Source organism: Scandinavium sp. M-37 (genome assembly GCF_043558715.1).
GTDB classification, from domain to species: domain Bacteria; phylum Pseudomonadota; class Gammaproteobacteria; order Enterobacterales; family Enterobacteriaceae; genus Scandinavium; species Scandinavium vulneris_A.
Window position 1 is genome coordinate 1 of the sequence record NZ_JBIGIN010000003.1, and the last position, 21,342, is coordinate 21,342.

Annotated in this window: 14 protein-coding genes and 2 pseudogenes; 1 reads left to right on the top strand and 15 read right to left on the bottom strand. The window is 53.7% G+C overall.

Features of this window, described 5'->3' with window-relative positions:
- A pseudogene (locus ACG0Z5_RS03270) lies at positions 1 to 74 on the top strand (integrase); the annotation flags it as partial.
- 132 nt (positions 75 to 206) lie between these two features.
- On the opposite strand, the gene ACG0Z5_RS03275 reads toward ACG0Z5_RS03270, so the two are convergent.
- From ACG0Z5_RS03275 to tssK, 15 genes and pseudogenes are all read right to left on the bottom strand, one after another.
- Positions 207 to 794 carry a hypothetical protein gene (locus ACG0Z5_RS03275; protein WP_394445327.1) on the bottom strand — a complete coding sequence of 196 codons (588 nt, stop codon included), beginning with the start codon at positions 792 to 794 and terminating at the stop codon, positions 207 to 209.
- Entirely contained in the window at positions 766 to 1,098 is a 333-nt protein-coding gene (locus tag ACG0Z5_RS03280) for a hypothetical protein (RefSeq protein ID WP_394445329.1), read from the bottom strand. Before ACG0Z5_RS03280 ends, ACG0Z5_RS03275 begins: the two co-directional genes overlap by 29 nt.
- Positions 1,099 to 1,176: 78 nt before the next feature.
- The gene (locus tag ACG0Z5_RS03285) at positions 1,177 to 1,473 is read right to left on the bottom strand and encodes a hypothetical protein (protein WP_394445330.1); all 297 of its coding nucleotides are present in this window, start codon (positions 1,471 to 1,473) and stop codon (positions 1,177 to 1,179) included.
- 72 nt (positions 1,474 to 1,545) lie between these two features.
- On the bottom strand, positions 1,546 to 1,935 hold the full coding sequence (locus ACG0Z5_RS03290; protein WP_394445331.1) for an Imm50 family immunity protein: 390 nt from the start codon (positions 1,933 to 1,935) through the stop codon (positions 1,546 to 1,548).
- Positions 1,936 to 1,940: 5 nt separating this feature from the next.
- The gene (locus ACG0Z5_RS03295; RefSeq protein ID WP_394445333.1) at positions 1,941 to 6,443 is read right to left on the bottom strand and encodes an RHS repeat-associated core domain-containing protein; all 4,503 of its coding nucleotides are present in this window, start codon (positions 6,441 to 6,443) and stop codon (positions 1,941 to 1,943) included.
- A 12-nt stretch (positions 6,444 to 6,455) separates the two neighbouring features.
- Positions 6,456 to 6,923, bottom strand: coding sequence for a DcrB-related protein (locus tag ACG0Z5_RS03300; RefSeq protein ID WP_394445334.1), 468 nt, complete (start codon positions 6,921 to 6,923; stop codon positions 6,456 to 6,458).
- Positions 6,924 to 6,968: 45 nt separating this feature from the next.
- Positions 6,969 to 8,861, bottom strand: a complete 1,893-nt coding sequence (locus ACG0Z5_RS03305) for a type VI secretion system tip protein VgrG (protein WP_394445335.1) — start codon at positions 8,859 to 8,861, stop codon at positions 6,969 to 6,971.
- 27 nt (positions 8,862 to 8,888) lie between these two features.
- Positions 8,889 to 10,202, bottom strand: coding sequence for a VasL domain-containing protein (locus ACG0Z5_RS03310; protein WP_394445336.1), 1,314 nt, complete (start codon positions 10,200 to 10,202; stop codon positions 8,889 to 8,891).
- A 12-nt stretch (positions 10,203 to 10,214) separates the two neighbouring features.
- Positions 10,215 to 13,736, bottom strand: coding sequence for a type VI secretion system membrane subunit TssM (tssM, locus tag ACG0Z5_RS03315; RefSeq protein ID WP_394445338.1), 3,522 nt, complete (start codon positions 13,734 to 13,736; stop codon positions 10,215 to 10,217).
- 26 nt (positions 13,737 to 13,762) lie between these two features.
- Positions 13,763 to 15,145 carry a type VI secretion system protein TssA gene (gene tssA / locus ACG0Z5_RS03320; RefSeq protein WP_394445339.1) on the bottom strand — a complete coding sequence of 461 codons (1,383 nt, stop codon included), beginning with the start codon at positions 15,143 to 15,145 and terminating at the stop codon, positions 13,763 to 13,765.
- Between the two features lie 5 nt (positions 15,146 to 15,150).
- Complete coding sequence (vasI, locus tag ACG0Z5_RS03325) at positions 15,151 to 15,822, bottom strand: type VI secretion system-associated protein VasI (RefSeq protein ID WP_394445340.1); 672 nt, start codon at positions 15,820 to 15,822, stop codon at positions 15,151 to 15,153.
- Positions 15,819 to 16,619, bottom strand: a complete 801-nt coding sequence (locus ACG0Z5_RS03330; RefSeq protein WP_394445341.1) for a helix-turn-helix domain-containing protein — start codon at positions 16,617 to 16,619, stop codon at positions 15,819 to 15,821. The genes vasI and ACG0Z5_RS03330 overlap by 4 nt, the downstream gene beginning before the upstream one ends.
- Positions 16,616 to 19,216: a type VI secretion system ATPase TssH gene (gene tssH / locus ACG0Z5_RS03335; protein WP_394445343.1), complete on the bottom strand. Its 2,601-nt coding sequence runs from the start codon at positions 19,214 to 19,216 to the stop codon at positions 16,616 to 16,618. Before tssH ends, ACG0Z5_RS03330 begins: the two co-directional genes overlap by 4 nt.
- Entirely contained in the window at positions 19,213 to 19,995 is a 783-nt protein-coding gene (gene icmH / locus ACG0Z5_RS03340; protein WP_394445345.1) for a type IVB secretion system protein IcmH/DotU, read from the bottom strand. The genes tssH and icmH overlap by 4 nt, the downstream gene beginning before the upstream one ends.
- Positions 19,995 to 21,342 (bottom strand): annotated as a pseudogene (gene tssK / locus ACG0Z5_RS03345) (type VI secretion system baseplate subunit TssK). The gene icmH and the pseudogene tssK overlap by 1 nt, the downstream one beginning before the upstream one ends.

Consider the following 21,342-nt stretch of genomic DNA (forward strand, 5'->3'; position numbering starts at 1 on the left):
TGAATAACCTGACGCCGGAAGAATACCGGCTGATGGCTGAAAAACCGGAACTCTCAAAAAGTGTGTGGAACTAAAACAGGTATGCTTACAGGAGGATCTGTTATCTAAATCCTATTTATTCAACAAAGCCTCGCAAAACTTCCTGTTCAAGTATTTTCTGTTAAAAAACAATAGGCATTAATCATCCATATTTCAGTTCTACAAGATTAAATATCAATTACAACATTAAAATTAACATTTTTTTTGCAATAATTCAAAAAATCCACTGCGGCATATTTTTCATTATTCATTCCGATGCACCCAAAACCAGTATCACCATGTGGGTATACAGCAATGTTTTTTGTTATATTAATATAGAAACATACATCTCCGATCACTCCACCATGTGCCATGATCAATTTCGACAGAAGAGTAAAACTGGATTGACAAAAATAAAAACTCAATGAATTGGCTGGCAAAGGTGCCTCCCCGTACAAATAGCGTTCAAATGAAGGTGTTATAGCTGTGAAAATTTTTAATGCCTTCGCCTCCTCTACTTGTCTTTTATAGTGCTCTAAAATTATATTGTCACTTTCACTTTCATCATCAAAAGAAAGTGCGCTAACAATCATCACTTGGTCATTATCATTATTAAAATAACTCTCAAATAGCCTCACAGCATCTTCAACTAACTCTAATGAAAATCCACTTTTCCTTTCAAAATAACCGACCCACCCATTAGATGAACTAAAACCACTGAAATCAATCCCATTAAAGGATATGTTTTTATTTATCAATTTTAATGATTTTACCATCACTCATTCCTACCGTAATTTTATGACTAGGGCTAGGGTCAGATTTTCCAATGCCAACCTTCCACTCCCCCATTTTATCACTATGTGTGGTATTGTTTTTACTCCATATTTCACCCGTATTATTGTTTTTAAAGAACCTTCCTCTTACTTTAGTAAAGTCCTCAGGATGTGAGGATGGCGTTCTTACTAAATCACCAACTTCGAGACTATTCACTTTTTGTTTTGGATTATTTAACGGACAACCTGCCAGCCCCAGCGGATCAACCCATCCTAATGGATTATGCACATACCCGTAAGGATTCACTCCCCCCGCCAGCTCTATCGGGTCCGGCGTCAGGTACTGCCCCGTCTCCGTATCATAGTAACGATGGCGATTGTAGTGTCAGCCGAATTCGGTATCTTCGACTCCCCTAAAACGCAGTCTGTAACTCAGAGTGTCATCATTCGCACTTTCTTCCTGCCCCCAGAAATGATGCCTATCGCGCCAGACAATACTGCCGTCTTCGGTCAGCAACTCCTGAATGCGACCGACCGTATCGGTTACTACATAGTGCTTCTGTCCTTTCTCATAACGCGCCAGTGGTGTGAACTGCCTGATTTGTAAATCCAGACGATACTGACGATATTCGCCGAAGTGCCACTGGCATACACCGGAATTTTTTCGGTCAGGTACTCGCATTTCCAGTGGATATCAACACCGGCATATTAAACTAGACAGAAAGATCGCTAGGTTTTTATACTTAATCTCACGCTATTTCCATCTGTTATCCAGATAAGGGGTCACATCATCTATGAACATATAATTAGCAGCACAGAATAAATTGAACTCATTATTTTCAATAGAGAAATAGGTTACTCCCCTATCAAGCCTCACAATTGGATTACATTCAAAACCAATATTTCCTCCGTTACATGTAAAGGTTAAAATCTCAGTAAAAGTTAATGAAACAGCCAAGCTATTGAATGTTTTTTTCTTCCATTTTTCAGGGGTGTAGAGTGGTATCTTTTTTGTGTTTAAACAAATAGTTAATCGTGATGTATCATGATATATCAACTTGTCTAACTCCATATTTAAGAGTGGTAATTCACCATTAAACATATGAATTATTTTTTCTTTTCCATGTGCGTGTTCAAACCACATTATTATCACCCTATAGGAAATTCATAGTGATCAGACATCCCATCCACCGAACCATTTCTAGAACCATTTCCTGTTTTAGGGTCAACGGGCCTTGGATTAAAATGGGGACCTTGGTTTCCTTGTGTTCCCGATGGTCCATATATATGACCAGCAGAATGTTCCTGAATCACAAATTTAGAGCCATCTGGCCGAGTATAATTATATTCGCGAGAAGAAAGTGGGTTATGATCAACATCCATCATCTGTCGCCCATTGATGTCTGTGATTGGAACTTTGTTAACACTATTTGGTTGCTGTCCCATAGGTATCCCCGCGTCCCTTTTTGCTGCCCTGAAAGCTTCATTCCTTGAACCATACTTCGGCGGGCAACAAGCCAGCCCCAGCGGATCAACCCAACTCAGCGGGTTATGCACATACCCGTAAGGATTCACCCCGCCCGCCAGCCCTATCGGGTCCGGACTTAAATACTGCCCCGTTTCACCATCATAATAGCGAAATCGATTGTAGTGCAACCCACTTTCCGCATCAGCATATTGCCCCACAAAGCGCAGGTTACACGTCGCCCTGTCTTCATCATTTGCGGGCTGTCCCCACAACTCCGCTTTACCCCAGGTGCTTAACCGGCTTGCCCAGACTACCTTTCCCTGCTCGTTCAGCAGTTCCCGTGGCGTCCCCTGGTGGTCGGCGACCACATAATGCAGTTTTCCCTGCGAATAACGGGCGCTCGGGGTCAGTGCTCCGGGGGCATACAGCCAGTGAATGCTCTGCTCATAAGCCACACTGCCATCTGCACAGATCGGGCATTCTTCGATTAGCTGGTCACCACTCCACAGATATTCATAACCCACCGACACACCTGGCTGTACAGGGACGTTATTCACGACCCTCAGTTTACGGATCCGCCGTCCGAATGCATCGTAACCATAGCGCCAGCGTTCTCCTTTCGGCGTGATCAGTTCCGATAACTGATCCTGTTCGTTCCAGCGGTACCGCCAGACCTGCGGCCGGTATCCCTCTTTGTGTTCCCGCTTCTCTACCAACCTGCCTGCTGTGTCATAACGGTACTGACTGCCTCCCCGGGAGCGTACCCGCCCTGCCTGCTGGCGCTGTGCATCCTGCAGTAATACGGCATCCCTGCGGCGTGATAAAAAACCGTGCCCGGTCAGGTTCTGGTTTGCATCATAGGCAAACTGTTCCTGCAGTGGCAGGGCACCCCCAAAGCTTGCGGATACCGGCTGGTCATTGCTGTCGTACCGGTACTGCATCTTTCCCCAGCGTCCGTCATCAATGCCCACCACGTTGTATGCCCGGTCGTACTGCCAGCTGCGGTTCACCGCACTGCCGTGCAGGGCCGGAGTCACATCCTCCGGCTCGCTTAATTGTTGCTGAAAAAATAGCGAGTTTCGTCCTGCGGCCTGGTTTGCCAGCTGCCCCGTTGCGGTGTAGTTGCATGCCTGGATAAACCCGGCGGCGCTTTCACGGACAGTTTCCCGCCCCAGCCTGTCATGTTGCAGACGCAGGGGGTGATGGCCCGTAAGCTGCAACTGCACCAGTTCACCCTGGCTGCCATATTCAAATTCCAGCCCCAGCCCGCCGAACTGTCTGGCGCGCGGTGTCCCTTTCAGCGCATCCCACTGGTGACTGATTTCCCGCCCGTTCAGCCTTTCCGCAGTCAGTTGCCCGGCATCGTTATACTCAAACTCAACGACCGCATCTGCATTTTCGGCTTTCACCAGCCGGCCACTGTTGTCGTAGTCATAAAGAACCGTTGCGACCAGCACTGAACACAGTGCATCACAGCGCCAGGTTCTCTGCGCCACAAGCCTGTCGCGGGATGAATACTGCCAGCAAGTCACCCGCTTATCCGGGTGGCGAGCCCATATCCGTCGCCCGACGGCATCATACTGATACCCGACAGTACGTCCGGTGAAATCCGTTTCACTCACCACCTGCCCGGCGGTATCCAGGGTGTAGCGGTATGTTTCCCCCTGTGCATTGGTCACACGGGTGAGGCGGGTTAATTTGTCATAATCAAATGCCAGCCGCTGTCCGTCAGGACGCGTTATGCCTGTCAGTAAATCAAAACCGCCGTAGGCATAACGCGTGGTTTTACCTGCACCATCGGTCAGCGCAGCGATCCGTTTTTCACTGTCATAAGCAATCGACTGGGTCACTCCGTCCGGGAGCGTAATCTGGCTGACGCTTCCCGCCAGGCTGGCGTGGTGCGCACTATGGCTGTAACGCGTCGTTTGCCCCAGGGGGTCCTGTAATTCCCGCAGCCTGCCCAAAATATCCTGGCGCAGCAGCGTCGTGCCCCCATCAGGGGCGGTGATTTCACACACCTGCAACTGTGCGTTATAGCGATAACGCCATTCTGTGCCATCCGGAAGAATGTGACGCAGTCGTTCGCCCTGCGCGCCATACCGGTACTCCTGCCTCAGCCCCTGCGGATTGACGACGCAACACAACTGCCCCTGCTGGTCGTAAATATACTGCCAGGGTTTGCCCTCCGGCAGGAGACTTTGGATCACCTGTCCAAACCCATTGTAATGATACTGACAGATATCGCCTTCGGGTGTCTGGATCTCCTCCGCTTCACCGAAGAGATTACGCCGGAAGGTCACGGTCCGACCCAGCGCATCCGTTTCAGCCACCTTGTTACTGAATGACCACTTCGTCAGGCGTTCACGCTCCAGAGGATCAATTTCACGCACAACCTGACCATCGTTGTTGTACCAGAATCGGGTAATGCCCCCTTCTGCATCCTGGTAGGTTGTGCAACGGGCTAAATCATCGTAAATAAAACGATCCTGATAATGCCCACTCGCTGTACGGGTTGTCAGGACCCGTCCCTGACGATCATACTGAATATGTGCATCAGTTTTGTCTGTATCATGCCAGCGGGTCATATAACCTGCGACATTATATTCATGGAACAGATGAGTGAACTGAAAAGTATCACATTCAGCCAGCAGGCCATGCGGGGTATAGCTGCATTTCACCAGCCATTGCCGCTCGGTAGCGGTTATCAGTTCAACCCGGGCCAACTGGTGTTGTTCATAACTGAGTTCAAGGTAATAACCCGCACAGTGCTCAATACGCGAAAGTTGTTGTCCATCCGTATATAGAAAACGGATCTCATTCCCCATCCGATCGCTTATCGCCGATAAAAAGCACCGATCCCCCTGGCGATGCGCAAAATGCAGGATTTGCTGGGTCTGGCGGTTAAAGATATGCAACGCCCCCCTGCGTTTACCGTAAAGCAAATACTGGCCTTCATGCAGGTTGACCGCCTGGACATCGTCGTCATCTTCCGGTGCATCATAGGTCAGCAGCACACCTTCATGATCCTGAAAATGGATCACATTCTTTTCAATAATCAGATGCTGTGACCAGCTATCCATCCATTTATGACCAAAGGTACCGGACACGCTGGCTGTGGAGCGATAAAATCGAGTGAGATTAAGTGGCAGGATGCCGGGTATATCAATAACCGGCCAGACCTGAAGAAAATCACCGGTTGCCGCATCGACGGGCTCCCCGGGTGTTGTGCATTTTTTACTGCTGCAACCGTCCACTTCTGCTGACGTTTTCGGTTTGCCTTTTTTGCCCTTGGGGATGGGGAGAAAACTGGCAACAATAGCCACCCAACGCAGCGTTGAGCTTCGACTGTCTTTTACCGCAAAAACCTGTGCTGTTTCCTGAGTTTCGACAATAGTGGCGGCACCACTATTAATGTTGGCATCACAGGTTGTACGGTGTCCCAGACGGGCAATTTGCTTACCATTTGCGTAAACCGTTTTTGCCCCCTCGGCGATAACGGCCGGTGGAGAAGGATGAACGCTACATTCAATGAGATCTCCCACGCGGGCAACGGGCTTGCCTTCAAAGTAAACATTCGGCGACCCGGCAATTATTGTTCCTTTGTTCTCACCATACTGCCCCATTGCCATCCCGACAGCCGCTACCCCTGCGCCAACAAACCCGCCGGCAGCGGCCGCTGCCGCGACGACGACTAAAGCCGCCCCGCCTGTCGCAACAACTAAAGCGCCTACCGCAACAGCGGCGGCTGCCCCGAGCAAAATCCCGCCAATGACTCCCCAGGTACCGAGATCTTTTTTCTGGTGAGCAATAAAATCTCCTAAACGTGCCGGGGCATCCCCTTCCGTGGCGACCTTCTTCCAGCCCAACGCCCCGGCGACAGAATGGCCCGCTTTGTCGCCAAGGTAGCTTCCTGCCTGAGCACCTACATATCCGGCAGCAAAACCGACCGCAAATGGTGCTCCGGCTCCAGTCGCAACAGCGTAAGCTCCCATTCCCGCCGTAACCGTATTATTCACCCCCTCACTTTCCATAAAGCTCAGGGCCTGCTCATTAAACGCTTCTTCACCTCCTGCACTGGTATCGGGTGGAGATGCTCCCCGCTGTTGCTCCATAACATCCTGGCGAACTGCCGAATGCCCGCCTGCAGCCCCGGCGCCTGTCCATACTCCCTGCTGAACACTCATTTTCTGCTCCCACTACTGCTTAGGCTTTCCTGTCGTTGACGTATCCCGTAACCTGAATGTGTTAATGAAACTAACAACCTGTATTCGTTGTTCCTCCGTCATTTCGCCTGGAATAGTTGCGGTGAAAACCAGTACTTTTGGACTGAGATCCAGCAGCACCATTAATTGATGGATCGCCCCCTGAGGTGATGACCAACTGAATTCAGACGTCACCGTTTTATAATCCTGGAGTTCACCCGGTACCGTGTTTATTTGTTTATAGCTTTTCAATTGACTTGATAAACCAGCGATTTCGCGATCTGCAAACTGGTTGAATGACATTCCCCAGGGAATGTAATCTCTGGAAATAGTAAAGCTGATACCACTTTGGTCATTATCTGCAGCACTTAGCACCAGCACACTCAGGTCTTTCCAGGCTGCAGGTAATTCAACAGACCCCTCATTAAAGTTAAAAGAGGAAAGCTCATCTGACTTAAACATTGTTAACTCCTGAATCTGACTATATATACAACATCCAAAATGCATTCATTTATTCAAATGAATAACTGGCCCACTAGCGAAGATGCCTTTCGCGTCCAGTTGAATACTCGATTCAGAAAACTTGAGCACAATGCTGGATGGGGTCATCTTTATTTCCCCGGCCCCAACTTTCAGTGTTATTTCATCTGATGCCTCATAAAGTTGCGTTCCTGTCCCACTTTTTCCCGCGTTTACTTTGACCTGCACTTTATTCGCACTCGTACTGCGCATAGTACAAACGCTTTCAGACAAACCACCTTGGGCTACTGTTTTGGTTTCATTGCCCGCAAGAATGTTCAAAGTACGATTCCCTGCTTCAACAGTCAGGGTCTGGTCATTCTTGACCGTCGTCTTCATATCTTTCTGCGCATGCATCGCCAGCTCTTCTTTGCCCTGCGCATCTTCGAACTTCAGCTCATTAAACCCCTCGCCCTTGTGCGTCTTCGAGCGGAATGCCATCTGCGTTTTTGTTCCCGGCAGGCTCCCCGGCGGGATGTTGCTCGCGTGATAGGTTCTTCCCGTCACAATCGGCTGGTCCGGGTCACCGTGCAGAAAATCCACCACCACTTCCTGCCCGATACGCGGGATGGCCAGCACGCCCCAGCCCTGACCTGCCCACGGCTGCGTCACCCGTATCCAGCACGAGCTGGTGTCGTTGCTCTTCCCGTACCTGTCCCACAAAAACTGCAGGCGGATACGGCCGAACGCGTCGCAGTAAATCTCTTCCCCGGCCGGGCCCACCACCATCGCGATTTGCGGCCCGTCCATCGCCGGTTTGGCCAGTGGGCTCGGGCGCCAGGTCTGGGTGTGTGGAATGAAGCTGAAACTGTTACTCAGGTGCGTGCCCTGCTCGCCCGCTTCCTGCTCCAGCGCCTGCGGCTGTTTGCCCGTATGTTCGATACTCCGTATCTGCCAGGCGTGGTTCAGGTCGGGACGCGGATGGCGGGTCAGGCTGAACAGCTGGCCCGGTTGCAGGCTGGCATCGTTGCTCTGGCCCTTGCCGAGGCTGGCGTCGTTGCGCAGGGCCTCCAGCCGGTAACGGGTGAAATCCTTGCCGTGCTGCTCGTCCTTAAAACGACCCGGGAAATCAAAGTGTTCATAGCCCGCACGCTGGTTGCTCAGGTCGCTGGCTTCCCGGTTGAACTGGGCCGCCCATTGGGGATTTTTAAAGGTGTAGTCCTTCAACTGCACCGAGGCCGGACGCACCTGGGCGCGGCGGGTAAAGGTGGTGACGCACAGCTCCTGCGCCTGGGCCGCCACGTTCGGGTTATAGGGCAGTGTGGCGCCTTTCGGCAGTGAACCCACATCGTCGGCGTAGACCACGGTGTTCTGACCTGTGCTGAACTCGAAGTAGTAGAAAATGCCCTCTTCTGCCGTCAGGCGCTGGATGAAATCGAAGTCAGACTCCTGATACTGCACACAGAATTCCCGTGCCGGATGTGGATTGCGGAAGCCAAACGCAAAGTCGTTGATTCCGTTTTCTTTCAGCAGCGTGGAGATGATGCTTTCCACCGTCTCCAGCTGGAAAATGCGTGAGTTGCGCCGCAGGCTGGTACGCCACAGCCCCGGGCGGATGACCATGCTGTAGCGCGTCTGATGAAAGCCGGTGTCCCCCTGCTCAAAACTCGCCACCATCCCGGTGACGCTGCGCTGCATCACGCCCTCCCGCCAGACCATCAGCGTGGCATCTTTATCCAGCACGGCGGCAAAATCCACCGCCGGGTCCGCACTCGCCAGCCCGACATTCAGCACAAACGGCTCGGACAGGGATTCACTGAGGGTGAAATCCACCACCGCAAAGGTCTGCGGCGGCAGGCCGGAGGCCTTCAGGGTGAACTGTAAGCCGCTGGGCTTTTTGACCCCTGGCACCGGGGATGTTGTCTTGTTATCTGCAAACATAGGTACTCCTTACCTGAATAGCGGGTGTCAGCGGGCAGCGTGCCCCTGCACCATGAGCTGGTGATAACGACTGAGCAGCGCATTCCAGCGCTCATCGGTTTGTTTGATTAACAATGGAGACGGCGGCTGGTTCGCATCCACCGCCACCGACAACTGACGCAACAGCTCTTCCAGCGGCGTGGCACGGTTAAGCTCATTCTGCATCTGGTAGACAGCGGTTTTGAGATACGAGATAGTCAGGCTGCCGTGGGCCTTTTCCTGTTCGACCAGCTTGTCCGATAGCGCCTTCAGTTGCAGGCGGAGTTGAAAATAGCTGTCCTCTTCGGCGTAGTCGGCTCTGGCCGTTTGCAGTTGCTGCCAGCGCTGCGTCTGAGCACGCTGTTGCGGATCTGTCGGCCACAGGCTGCTGGCTTTTGCCACCACACGGTCTGCCGAGTGCAGTACGGTCAGGGGAGAAAGGTTCTCCAGTACATTTAGCTGCTCTGCGTAAGTGGGGAGTTCAGGTTTGCTCAGCCACAGGGGGGCTGCCGTCACCGGCATCATCGCCAGCGCGGTCAGTTGCTGTTGCAGCGGCCTGACCTGCGTCATGTAAATAGCGACCGCCACAAGTGCACCGATCAACACACCTGCGGTAAAGCCGAGGATGACCGCCGAGCGTTTTGCCACGGGAGGCGCAACACGCACTTCTACACCTTGTCGCACCGAAGTCTCCGCGTGGTACTCCGGAACAGCAGGCTGTTCCAGTTCAGGCTGCGGCATGGACAAATACACCAGCGTCTGCTTTGGTTGCGTTGCGGGTTGCGGGGGCTTAATAGCCGGAGCTTCCAGCCGCTTCGCGGTGTTTTGCATCAGGTACAATAGATTTTCGATGCGCGGCACCCGGCTCAGTTCGACCTGCTGCAGTTTGTCACACAGCATTTGCAACGCCCGCTCCGCCCGGCAGATCATCGGCAAATCCCTGCTTTCAAAGCTGTACTGACGCAGTTGGCTTCCTACCCTGGCATTGAACCATTCGAGGATCTCCGTGCGCGCCTGCCCTTTCTGCGGCCACAGCTTTTCCCACTGGTTGACGACCATCGCCGCCAGCAGTTCGCAGCCTTCGGTAAACCCGGCCAGCCCCTGCTTATGAGTGCGCGCCAGGGTGTAATAGGCGGCGGTCTGCAAATCCACGCCGTTGCTGCGAAACAGCGATAGCGACAGCGACTCGATCAGACTCCAGCTTACCTCTGGCCGCGCGGGATGATTGATTTTGTTGATCTCCTCCCGGATTGCCGTGAACTCAGGCCAGTCCCGGGGATCCGGGCCGGTCTGGATAATGATATTCCCGTTAACTGCACTCATTGAGCATCATCCTTAATAGAGCGTATCCGGCAGATTGAAGTCGCTGAACAGGCCGCCCGCAAAGGGGTTGTCAGACTCATCTACATAAACGCGATAGGTCATGTCACCGCCGTCAACGATGAAGCGCACATCAAAGCTGCTGCTGTTGACACTGGTGAGCTCGCCGGAGTTGATTAACCTCAGTTGTGCCCACGGACCGGTAAAGCTCAGGTTTCTCGGAGATTTGTCGTTTGCGTTCGGTACCAGGGTGAGCTTGCTTTCTACCCCCGTGCGCATGGAGTTTGGCCACACCAGATGTGCCCGATTGCTTGGGCCATGGGTGTAATCCAGCAGTTGTCCGTCAAGGTTCAGGATGCTGCGTCGTTTATTACCGCTTAGGTTCACCGGCTCGATAGCAAATTGCACACCAGCGCCGCTCTGAGTAGAGAAGAAGGTTTCGCGGATTTTGTTCGCCAACTCGAGTTGTTCCAGGACGTCTTCCCGGATCAGCAGTTGCCCGTCGCTGTCTGCCGTCAGGTTGTTTTCCACAAACGGTTTCAGGTTGCTCTGATAGAAGGTTTCCAGCGTGCCTTTCGGGCCGAAGAAGCGTTCAAACTCACTGAGCGGGACATCCTCTTTCGCCTGCGGATCGAACGGATAACGCCCGGCCAGATAGGTCTGGTACTGCTTGACGATGGTGCCGTTCCATTCTACTTCCAGATAGCTGATCGCCTCTTTCATCACCACCCGCCACGCTTGATCGGCCAAATCCCCAACCCAGCGGTTAAGCGGCTCAGGCAGGTTTTTCGCCAGTTGCTGAACTTCAAAGATCGGGTCGCTGTTGTTTTGATCGAGTCGAAGCTGAACAGCTTTCAGCGCTGCTTTGCCCGGTGCTGGTGAGTTCTGAATCGCCAACAGGTAGCGGTGGAGCTCGGTTAGCTTCTGATAAACGCTTTGCAGTACGCTGCCTTTTTCACCGTGTTCTACCAGCGCGCTGGTTTCTGGTGCGAACTCGCGATTGATACGCAGCAGCAAGGTATAGTCAGGCTGAGCGAGAAATGTGTCGCGATCTTTCCCAACCAGTGTGTCAGGAACAGCCGGGATGCGGGTGTTGTCACTGAGTGTCTGCAGCGCGCGACGGAAGGGTTGTTCGCCACTGATCACCTGCTCAATGGCGTTGATAGCCAGTTGCAGATCCTCAAATTCGCCCACCGACAGGTTGTTCATGGCGGCACGCCAGGTGGCATTGTAATCGCCGATATATTGTTCAGTGACCTGCCTTTGGATCTCTGTGCGATCGGCCTCGCTGTATTCGACATTTTTGGTCAGGTTCAGCACCCAACTGTCCATCACCGTCAGTTCAATAAACTGATCGTTCTGCTTCACAAAGTAGTTTTGCAGCCCTTTGCGCGTCAGGAATGACGGCACCGTCAGCAACTTGTCATCATTGGGAACAAACACATCGTCAAACCCTGCGCCTATCTGGTCGCGCAGGTTAAGTGCAGGCGGTAGTGACTCCTGGGCTTTGATGCGCAAGTTCTGGTATACCCGTTGATAAATCGACAGTTTACTCAGCTCACGCTGGGCGTTACGGATGGGGTCCGCATACGGCACAAAGCTCTTGATGGCATACTGGTCCCCCTGCTCACGAGACTGATGCCAGTCCGTGTGTTTCAGGGCGTAGTCCAGATGACTCATGAGTTGCTGTTGCAACGCCCGCCGGCCATTGAACTTCTGGCTCCAGAGGGTGCTCATGTACTGTTCCACCCACGGGATATTGCGCCCACCGCCGTCTTCCAGCATGCGCATGATGCGCAGAATTTCGAGCTTCTGCTCGCTACCCGCAGGGGCGGCATTCAGTTGCTCAAGCAGGCCACTCATCAGGGCAGGCACAAATCGCTGTTGCAGCAGTTGCAGATAGGTACTTTCCACATATGGCCCAACATCATTACCCTGATAGAGCCCCATATCCGCGAGCAGGCTGCGCTCCCGGTAGTCACCATACGCAAGCGTCGCGTCACGCACCGGATTCAGCAAAGGGAGTTGTAGATCACCGTAGCGGTCTTCACCCGCTGGCATATCCACAGAAAGGAAGTTTTTTGCCTGGCTTAAAACCTCCTGCCCGGCGTGATAATTGCGCTGGTAGTAATATTGCCAATAGCCCCATAGGGTCAGCGCCACAAGCGTGCCAACGCCGGAGCAAATCAGCATGCGTTTTTGTGAACGCTGCAACCACAGGCTGTTTTCCGTGGCGAGGTTGGGTTCCGCAAGCAGAACTTCGCTGAACAAAGCTTTTGAGAAATACGGTGAGGTATCCGCCACCGGCCAGGTCGGAAAGGCTTGCGGTGCAAGGTGATATTGCACGGCGGCAGACTGGGTAAACACATCGTCCATTTGCCCGCGCTGCTGCGATGAGGTCAGATAGACACCACGCAGCAACGGATGGCTATGGTCACCGCTGTACAAGATCCCTTCCAACAGTTGCAACACCGCATCGTGCAGTCCCTGCATTTGTCGGGTAAAGCTGAAGAGTTGACTGCGCTGCACGGCTTCGACGCTTTGCAGCATCATGTCCGGCATGGCGTTGTTCAACTGCGCGACCCACTGTCTCCAGAACTGATGTAACTCTTCACGCCACGCGGAAGCATCCATGCTGAAGGTGACACCCAACACCGCTTCGCGCTGTGCTTTGGTCAGCGTCTGGTACATCGCGCCAAAGCCGTAGAGCAGATCCATTTTAGTGAATACTACGTACAGCGGCACCTCGACGTTCAGACTGAGTTGCACCTCCAACAGGCGTTGGTGGATGTCAGTGATGTACATTTCGCGCTGGGTTTTAGTGGCGGTCAGTAAATGGTGTAGATCGACGGTCAGAATGATGCCGTTCAGCGGCTGGCGAGCGCGCTCCGTTAGCAGCCATTCAAGCAGGCTCTTCCAGAGACGGTGGTTAAGCAGCGCTTTCTCTGGGACGTCGCACACCGGCTGTTCGATAAGCTCACCAGCCGGGTCGATGATTACCGCCTGCTCACCCAGCCAACAGCGCACCCGAAGTTCTTCAGCACTCTCCATGCGGCGGTGATCCTGAGCCGTAATGTCATTAAGCTTATAGCCTTCACGAATAAACGTCGTTTTGCCGCTTTTTCTACCGCCAATCACCATGTACCAGGGCAGGCGATACAGATACGCAGGGGTGCCGAGCTGGCGCTGGAGTTGATGCTTCCAACGGCTGAGGTAGTGGTTTTGTTGCGCCACATCCGCACTCATTGGGTCGTCCTGATGCGTTTTCAGCTGTAGTTGGAGTTTTTCAAGATGCTGCACGCGGGCCATAAATTTTACAGTCATCCAGCATACGCCCAGCAGCACAAGTAAAGCGGTGACCAGCCAGCGGCTAAGCTGCGTCTCTAAAGGGTAATATTCAGCAACTTTCCATTGGGGCCCATAGATCCAGACCCAGGCAAGTGTGCCGCAGGCCAGCAGAAACATGACTAAAGGGATCGACGCTTTAAAGCGTGGAAGCGCGGGTTTTACGATGCGGATAAAAGACGGCAATTTCATGTGGTACTACTCCTGTTCCCTGGTTGTCACGGTTTTAACTGCCGTTGTTTTTCTGTCAGCAACGCCATCAATGCGGGTTCCCATTCCCTGAGCTGCAGCTGTTCTCCTACCAACATCAGGCTGTGATACTGCTGGCGAGCGAGCGCTGTTAATCCAGATTTTTCCAGCAATTGCGCCCCCATTAACTGGTTGTAAAAGCCTGTTCTGGGTTCGTTTTGCGGCTGGCGCTCAAGCAGTTGTAGCGCTGACTCCAGCCCCTGCTGCTGGTAGCACTGCCATATTTCGTCCTGTTCGAACGTACTTTTGTCCTGCGTTTCGCCTTGATGCTGTTGCAGCCAGGCCGCCGTCTCTGGGGCGAGGAAAGGGGTCATATCGGTGAATAACAGCGTGCACAGCCCAGGCAATCTGGCCAGAAAGATCGTGAGTTCTTCCCGGATAGCTTGTGCCACCGCGTCATACCCGAGCTGCGTAGCAATGCGGGCCGAAAGCGCGTGACCGTCCAGCCAGTAAGGCGCAAGCGTGAGGCTCTGTTCCACCTGCTGCCACAGCGGTATATCGGCATAAGGTAGGCGGGCGAGATAGTCCGCAATACGATCGCTGGAGACTGCCGCCAGCGGCGTACGGCCATCGCTTTGTGCCATTGGCAATGCCGCAATGCTTCCCCACACGGCATAGCGACGCAGGCGGTAACCCATCGCCACATCCGGTTGGAGCTGGCAAAGAATGTCGGCCATTTTTAAGATGCTGTGACGCCAGGCTTTTTCGTTGGAGTTATCCACGGTCAGGCTAGGGATAACAGATGCTGGTATGTTCTGTGCCACACCTGGCAGCGCACTCTCCTCGTGACGGGGAGTCGCTTCAACAACCCTTTCAGGCAGCCGCACATAACGCTTGCACAACTCGTCAACGTCTTTTGCCAGCACCGGTTCGTGGTCAAGCCAGACCTGCGCCAAATGCGCCAGCAGCGCTTGAGCATCATTCCGCTGGATGACGTCCGCATTCTGGCTAAAACTGTTACTGGCGCTGTCGAACCGTTTAAGAATTTGCTGGGCAAAGCGGCGCTTGTGCATGGCGTTAGCGGGGGCCGCGCTAACCCAGAAATGCTCGATCCAGGCGGTCAGCAGTGAGATTGCCAGCAGCAATTGCTCTGGTTCTCCGCCATGTTGTAGGGTACGTAGTAGGTGAACCATCAGACGAAAGTCTTTACTTTTTTGTGCCAGCAGCGTGATAAGTCGCCGCTGAATGTCGTCCAGGTCCAGGGTCCTGTGCGCCAGAGAACCCAGTTTCACCATCTGGCTGTCGAGAAACTCCCATTCCGGATCGTCGTCCGCCAGCGCCAGAGCAACCTGCTCCGGGCTTAGGGGCGTAAGGAGTAAGGCATGCCAGGGATGTTGCGATGAGATATCCATAAACCTTACCAGTGGCAGGCGTTGCGTAGAGGTTTCACAACCTCCGTCAACTGCGTAATGTTAAATGTCATTCGGGGAAAGCCGCTCTCCAGGCTGTCGACCGTCAGCGTTGTTGCAGGCATCAGACGTTTGATTTCTTCAATGCCCGCTAGCCCCCGACTGGACTCCAGCAGATAGCTGTTTTCACGCAAAAACCATTGGGCAGCGAAGCGATCGTTGTCAGCAGCGATTCTTACTGAGCCGTCTTTGGACTGCGTGGTGAGGGCAATTTGCAGACGTGTAATGTTGTCGATGCAGCTCAGCATCAGCACTGGCCGAGGCGGAGGAATGCCAATCGCGGGGGTGGTGATCATCACGTTTGGGTTATTGCCGGTGCTCTGTGTTACCAAAAATGTGGTTGAGTGGCTGTTACGCCCTTTCTCCTGCTCCATCGCTTTTTGCCACACCGGGCCGCTACGGGTCTGATTTATCGCAATTTCCGTGGGGGTGGACAGTGCCTGGTCGTAACACTCCAGTCGCACCAGAGGGGACGTTTCCTCACGGCAGCGCGTCACCTTCGCCATTGTGTGCGTGACGGATATCTCCAGTTCAGGATCCAGAAGTACGCCCTGCTCCCCTGCTGGGAGTAACTGGCCGACTTGAGCCATTAACGCGGTTACCAATAGCCATGTGCTCATACTTCACACCCGTATTTCGTCAGCTTGTAGGCCAGCGTACGAGGCGCAATACCCAGGCTTTCCGCAATACGGTTTTTGTCTTTTCCGTAAACGCGCATGCGCTGTGTCAGGATAGCGATTTCGAACGCCTCAACCGCTTCGGGCAGGTCATCAATTCTGCTGTAGTCGTGGGACAGCCCCGGCAAAGTGCTGAATTCATCCGCTGCCCGCAGCGTGGACAGCAGTTCATCCATTTGCTTTTCGCGCTGCTGCTGGGATGCTAATAAAGCGCGGATCTGGCTAAGCTGGGTGCGAAGCTGATCTGTTTCCTGCAGTTTGATCAGGCGATGCTGGAAGACAGTGCAGTAAACGCCAAAAATACCGTCGGGCTCGGCAAAGCGGGCGATCCGTTCAGCGATGATCGCAATGACCCCACAGGCACGTCCGTGTAAATCAAACAGCGGCAAGGCATACATCCCACACCCCACAGGCATCTCCTGCACCAGTTCGCGAAAACTGGCATCGTCAAGCCGTACGCCCTGTTGCAGGCAGTCCCAGAGCAACGGTGAACCGTTGCGCAGTACCTGCACCAGCGGGTGGCTGAAGTCGTCTATGTTGATATTCAGGTTTACTGTTTCGTAGCTGTTTTCATCGGGATGGAGATAGCAATCCAGCCGTCTTTCGCTGGCATTGAACATCGCCACCATGAGGGTGCTGAAGCGAAGACGGTGGTGTTTTATTGCCAGAAAACGGTAGATCAGCTTCTCGATGGTGTTGTCATCCAGTAACGCCAGCACGTTTTTCAGCCGCTGCCTCATATCACCTCCTCAACCTGAGCGGCGAACACATTCCCCTCGACGAACAGCCTGATAGAGCGAATTACCGAACCTGCCGCCATTTTTTGCAGCAACAGTAACGAGACGGGCGGTAGCACGGCGCCGTCGATAATCGATTCCAGCATTCTGGCACCGTTTTCCGCGCGCGTGGCACGCAGCAGGATCTCGTCGATGACCTGCGGGTCAATCACCACTTCGGCGTTAAAGCGCTGACGCAGTAAGCTGTCCAGTCTGTTCAGCTTGCCGTAGATAATGGTTTGCAGCGTGGAGCGATCCAGTGGCAGATAAGGCACGACTTCCATACGTGCCAGCAAGGCGGGCTTGAAGAAAGCAGCCAGTTCCGGGTACAGCAACTCGTTGAGTTGCTCTGGCTGCGCGGCGTTATCAACAATCGTCTGGTAGCCCAGATTGGAGGTAAGAAAGAACACCACATTTTTGCAGTCGATAATGCGGCCTTCGCCGTCTGCCAACTCACCTTTGTCGAAAGCCTGGTAGAACAGGTTCAGCACGTCCGGATGCGCTTTTTCCACTTCGTCCAGCAGCACCACGGAATAAGGCTTCTGACGAATCGCCTCGGTTAGCACGCCACCTTCACCATAGCCGATGTAGCCTGGTGGCGAACCAATCAGGCGCGAAACGGTGTGTTTCTCCTGGAATTCCGACATGTTGATAGTCGTAAGGTATTGACGACCGCCGTACAGCAGGTCTGCGATTTGCAGCACCGTTTCAGTTTTGCCGACGCCGCTTGGCCCAACCAGCAGGAAAGCACCCATCGGACGGCCAGGTCGACGCAGATCTGCCCGTGCAGTGAGCAGGTGTTGATGCAGACAATGGATAGCCGTGCTCTGGCCTTTAATCTGCTGTCCAAGATAGTCCGGAAGCTCCGTGACCACCGTGAGTTCGCTTTGTGAAAGACGATTCAGCGGTACGCCTGTCCACTCGGCAATCACCGCCGCAATCTGGTGTTTATCCACATGCGCAGAGACGAGCGTCTGATGCTGTTGCAACGCTTCCAACTCGATGTCCAGTGCTCTCAATCGGGCAGTTTGTTCATCGCCGACAGGCTCTTCCTGTGTCAGTAATTGCGACCTGAGTTCGATAATTTGCTCTACCAGCTGCTTCTGGGTTTCCCAACGGGTCTTCAGTTCAGTCAGCTGCTGTTCGATGGCTTGCCGCTGCTGGCATAGCTCATGTAAACGCTCGCTCGGGCTGCCGAGGTTCAGCCGCTGCTCCCGCTCGAGGATCTCGATTTCCATCGCCTGCTGGTGCAGTTGGGTTTGCAGCGCAGAAACCTGGCGAGGTGCAGAGGTCAAGTTAATCGCCACCCGCGCCGACGCAGTATCCAGCACATCAATGGCTTTATCCGGCAGTTGGCGGCCGGACAGATAGCGGTCGCTTAACACGGCGGAGGCTTGTAGCGCTTCGTCGTCGATTAGCACGCCGTGAGCCTGTTCATAGATAGTGCGCAGGCCACGCAGGATGATCGTCGCCTCATCCGCGCTCGGTTCAGAGACGGTGATCAGTTGGAAACGACGAGAAAGTGCGGCGTCTTTTTCAAAGTATTTTTTGTATTCACCCCAGGTCGTGGCGGCGATGGTTTTCAGCTCGCCACGAGCCAGAGCTGGCTTTAACAAGTTGGAGATGTCCAGGCCGCCCTGCTGGTTGCCCGCGCCGATCAGGGTGTGAGCTTCATCGATAAACAAAATGATCGGCGTAGCGGACTGGGCTATTTCGGACATGATGCCTTTGAATCGTTTTTCGAATTCACCTTTCACCGCCGCCCCGGCCTGGAGCGCCCCCAGATCCAGTGTCATCAGTTCGCTGTTAAGCAGTTTCTGTGGCACCTCGTTTGCCACAATGCGCAGCGCTAGCCCTTCGATTAACGCGCTTTTCCCTACTCCTGCCTCCCCGACGACAATAGGATTATTTTTACGACGGCGGCAGAGAATATCGATCATTAGGTCGATTTCCGTGTCGCGGCACAGAACCGGGTCGAGCTTGCCGCTGCGGGCCTGTTCGGTCATGTTGCTGGCATAACGCGTCAGCAGGCTATCACTGACTGACGCCCCCACAGCTGTATCATTCGCTTTATCACACTGAGGGATTTCGGCAGAGTCGCTGGTCCACTGCGCAAAGTTCTGCCGCAGTAGTTCTCGGTTTACTGGTGACAGCACGCGGTTTGCGGCAGGTGTCAAATAGCGTAACGGACTGAGCAATAGCGTCAGAAGCATTACGCCGCTGCGTAGCTGACCATGTTCCATCTCTGTAGAGGCAAGCAGCCAACTGTCCTGCAACCATTCCATCAGCAGTGGTGAAAAACTCGGGTATGCCTGCGTCACCGTCTGATAGCTGGTGATGCGCTGATCGAGCAGCGCCTGCAACTCGTCGAGATCAACCCCGGCATGGTTCAGTATCAGCCTGACGTCGCTCAGCGGGGTGGCGACCATCTGGCGTAGCACCTGTGGGACGGTAATTTCCGCCTCCTGCAGACTTACGCAGTGGGCCGCAGCTGATTCCAGCGCATGGCGGGCAATCGGGTGCAGGCGGTTTACCAGGGTTGGTAGATCAATCTGGATCATTTTGGCGCGTCCTTGCTCAATAATTTGTTGAGTTGCTCCAGGATATCCTGACTCTGGGCATGCAGATTGAGGGCGTAAAACAAGTAGATGACTCCCAGCAGCCCTAACCCTCCCCACAGAACATGTTTGACTGAAAGCCTTCTGGTGAGGTGGTAGTGCCCGCCTGAACGTCCCGGCTTTTGGTGTAACACGGTAGCTGGCGCATCCCCCCGTAACTGGTGGAGTTGGTGATGCAGGCGGCCGAACAGGCGTTCAAAGTCATCGCTGTTTCGCAGGGTCACTTTGTAGCGCCCGCGATAGCCCAGGCAGAAACAGAGATACATAAACTCCAGCAGATCCTGGTAGCGTTTTGGTTCACCCATTAAACGCTCCAGCAGGACGTACACTTTTTCGCCACCCCAGGTTTCATTGTGGAAATGCACCAGCAGCGACTGCTGTACCCAATCGTTTTGCGAATTCCAGCCGTGACCCAGCGCGGTTTCATCAATAAAGGTACAAAGCACATAGCGAAAAGAGACGATCGCCCCGGGCTCATAGCCTTGAGTTTGCAGTAACTGTTCGGTGGCGCGAATATCCGCCACCACCTGCTGATAGAGCTTGTCCGGCAACGGATGGTTTTCCATCTCTTTGAGACGTAGCACCATGCCAAGCAATGGCGTTGCGGCATCCACCATCGCATTCAGGCTTTCGCCACGTAGCGGGAGTTGATATTGCCGGTAAGAGGCGACCCTTTCGGGGGCCGCAATCAGCACGTCGTGTGTGACCGCATCCGTTTTCATTAGCTTCCCCTGATGGCCCAAAACTGCATGTCCAGTTCAGGGAACTCGCCTGAAACGTGGAAAGCGATGGCGTTACTTTGCTGGATCTCTTTCCAGGCCGCGCTCTGCCTGTCGAGCATGAAATAGGTGTAGCCGGAGTGGTATGGCAGCTGGCGAGGAGCGGCTGAAAGCGCCACCAACGGTACTCCGGGGAGTTGCACACTGACCAACTCGCGGATTTTTTCCAGTGAGGTGATCTTGGTTTGTTGCACAAACTGGCGCCGGAGCTGCTCTTGCGGGATCTGCGCGCGCACAGCGAGCACAAAATCCGCGCTGCGCAGGAGATCACGATCGTTGATCGTCGCCACACGAATGCCGTGCGCCTGCATTTGCAACTGGATGGACACCGCGCGCGGCGTTAGGACAGTGCTCAGTACCTGGCGCAGCGACTGGAATAACGGCTGGAAGGTATCGGTGAGATTATCGTGGTTATAAACCGGAAAGACGCCTGCGATGCGTGCCTCATCGGTAAAGGTGCGCAACTCACCGCAGGTCTGCACTAATTGGCAATAGAAGTGCTGTGGGTGCAGCACCGCCTGATGCGCCAGATGGGTAAACAGCGGCTGTTCTCGATTAAAGACCTGTAGCATCATAAATTCAGCCACATCTGCAATGCCCTGCTGGCCTGGGGATCCGATACGTTTAGCCAACAGACGGGCACGCTCGACCAGTGTTCCCTCCACTTCATCTATAAAACTTTTGAGCGGGACGGAAACGGTGAGCGTAGTGCAGGTCGGAATAAACTCTTCATCCAGGATCAACGCTCCATCCGGGCGTTTTTCTTTGATGCGGCAAAGCGGTAGCGCCGTGTACGCACTGAGATCTTCCCCCCCCTGCATCAGACGCGGAGCAAGCTGCGCCAGCACTAACTGGCTGACATCACCTCCGTCGGTGTGAAGATCCCGCACATCATCAAGATGCTCGCGGTAACGAATGGTGCTCTGGGTCTGGCCCTGCTGGCCGGCAACTTCGTTGATGGCGTCATTAAGCATCGGCAACGCCAGATAGATATCCCGGCTGGCGGCGTCGTTACAGTTAAGCACGTCCAGTGGTTTCGGACAGTTGTCCTGATAAGGCATCTCAAAAATGGAACCATCAGGCATGCTGCCGCTGGCGCTACTCACCCCAATACGACCGAGCTTTAACAACTTCCTGGTTGATGACTAACGAGTGAAAACCGTAGCTATAGCCGTGCAGCGTGGAGAAACGCTGATGCAGTTGATAGTCATTGTGCCTCTGCTGTTGCTGGAAGTGCTGGGGCTTGATAAACAACCCTTCACGCCAGATCACTCTGTTTTTCGTAGGCAT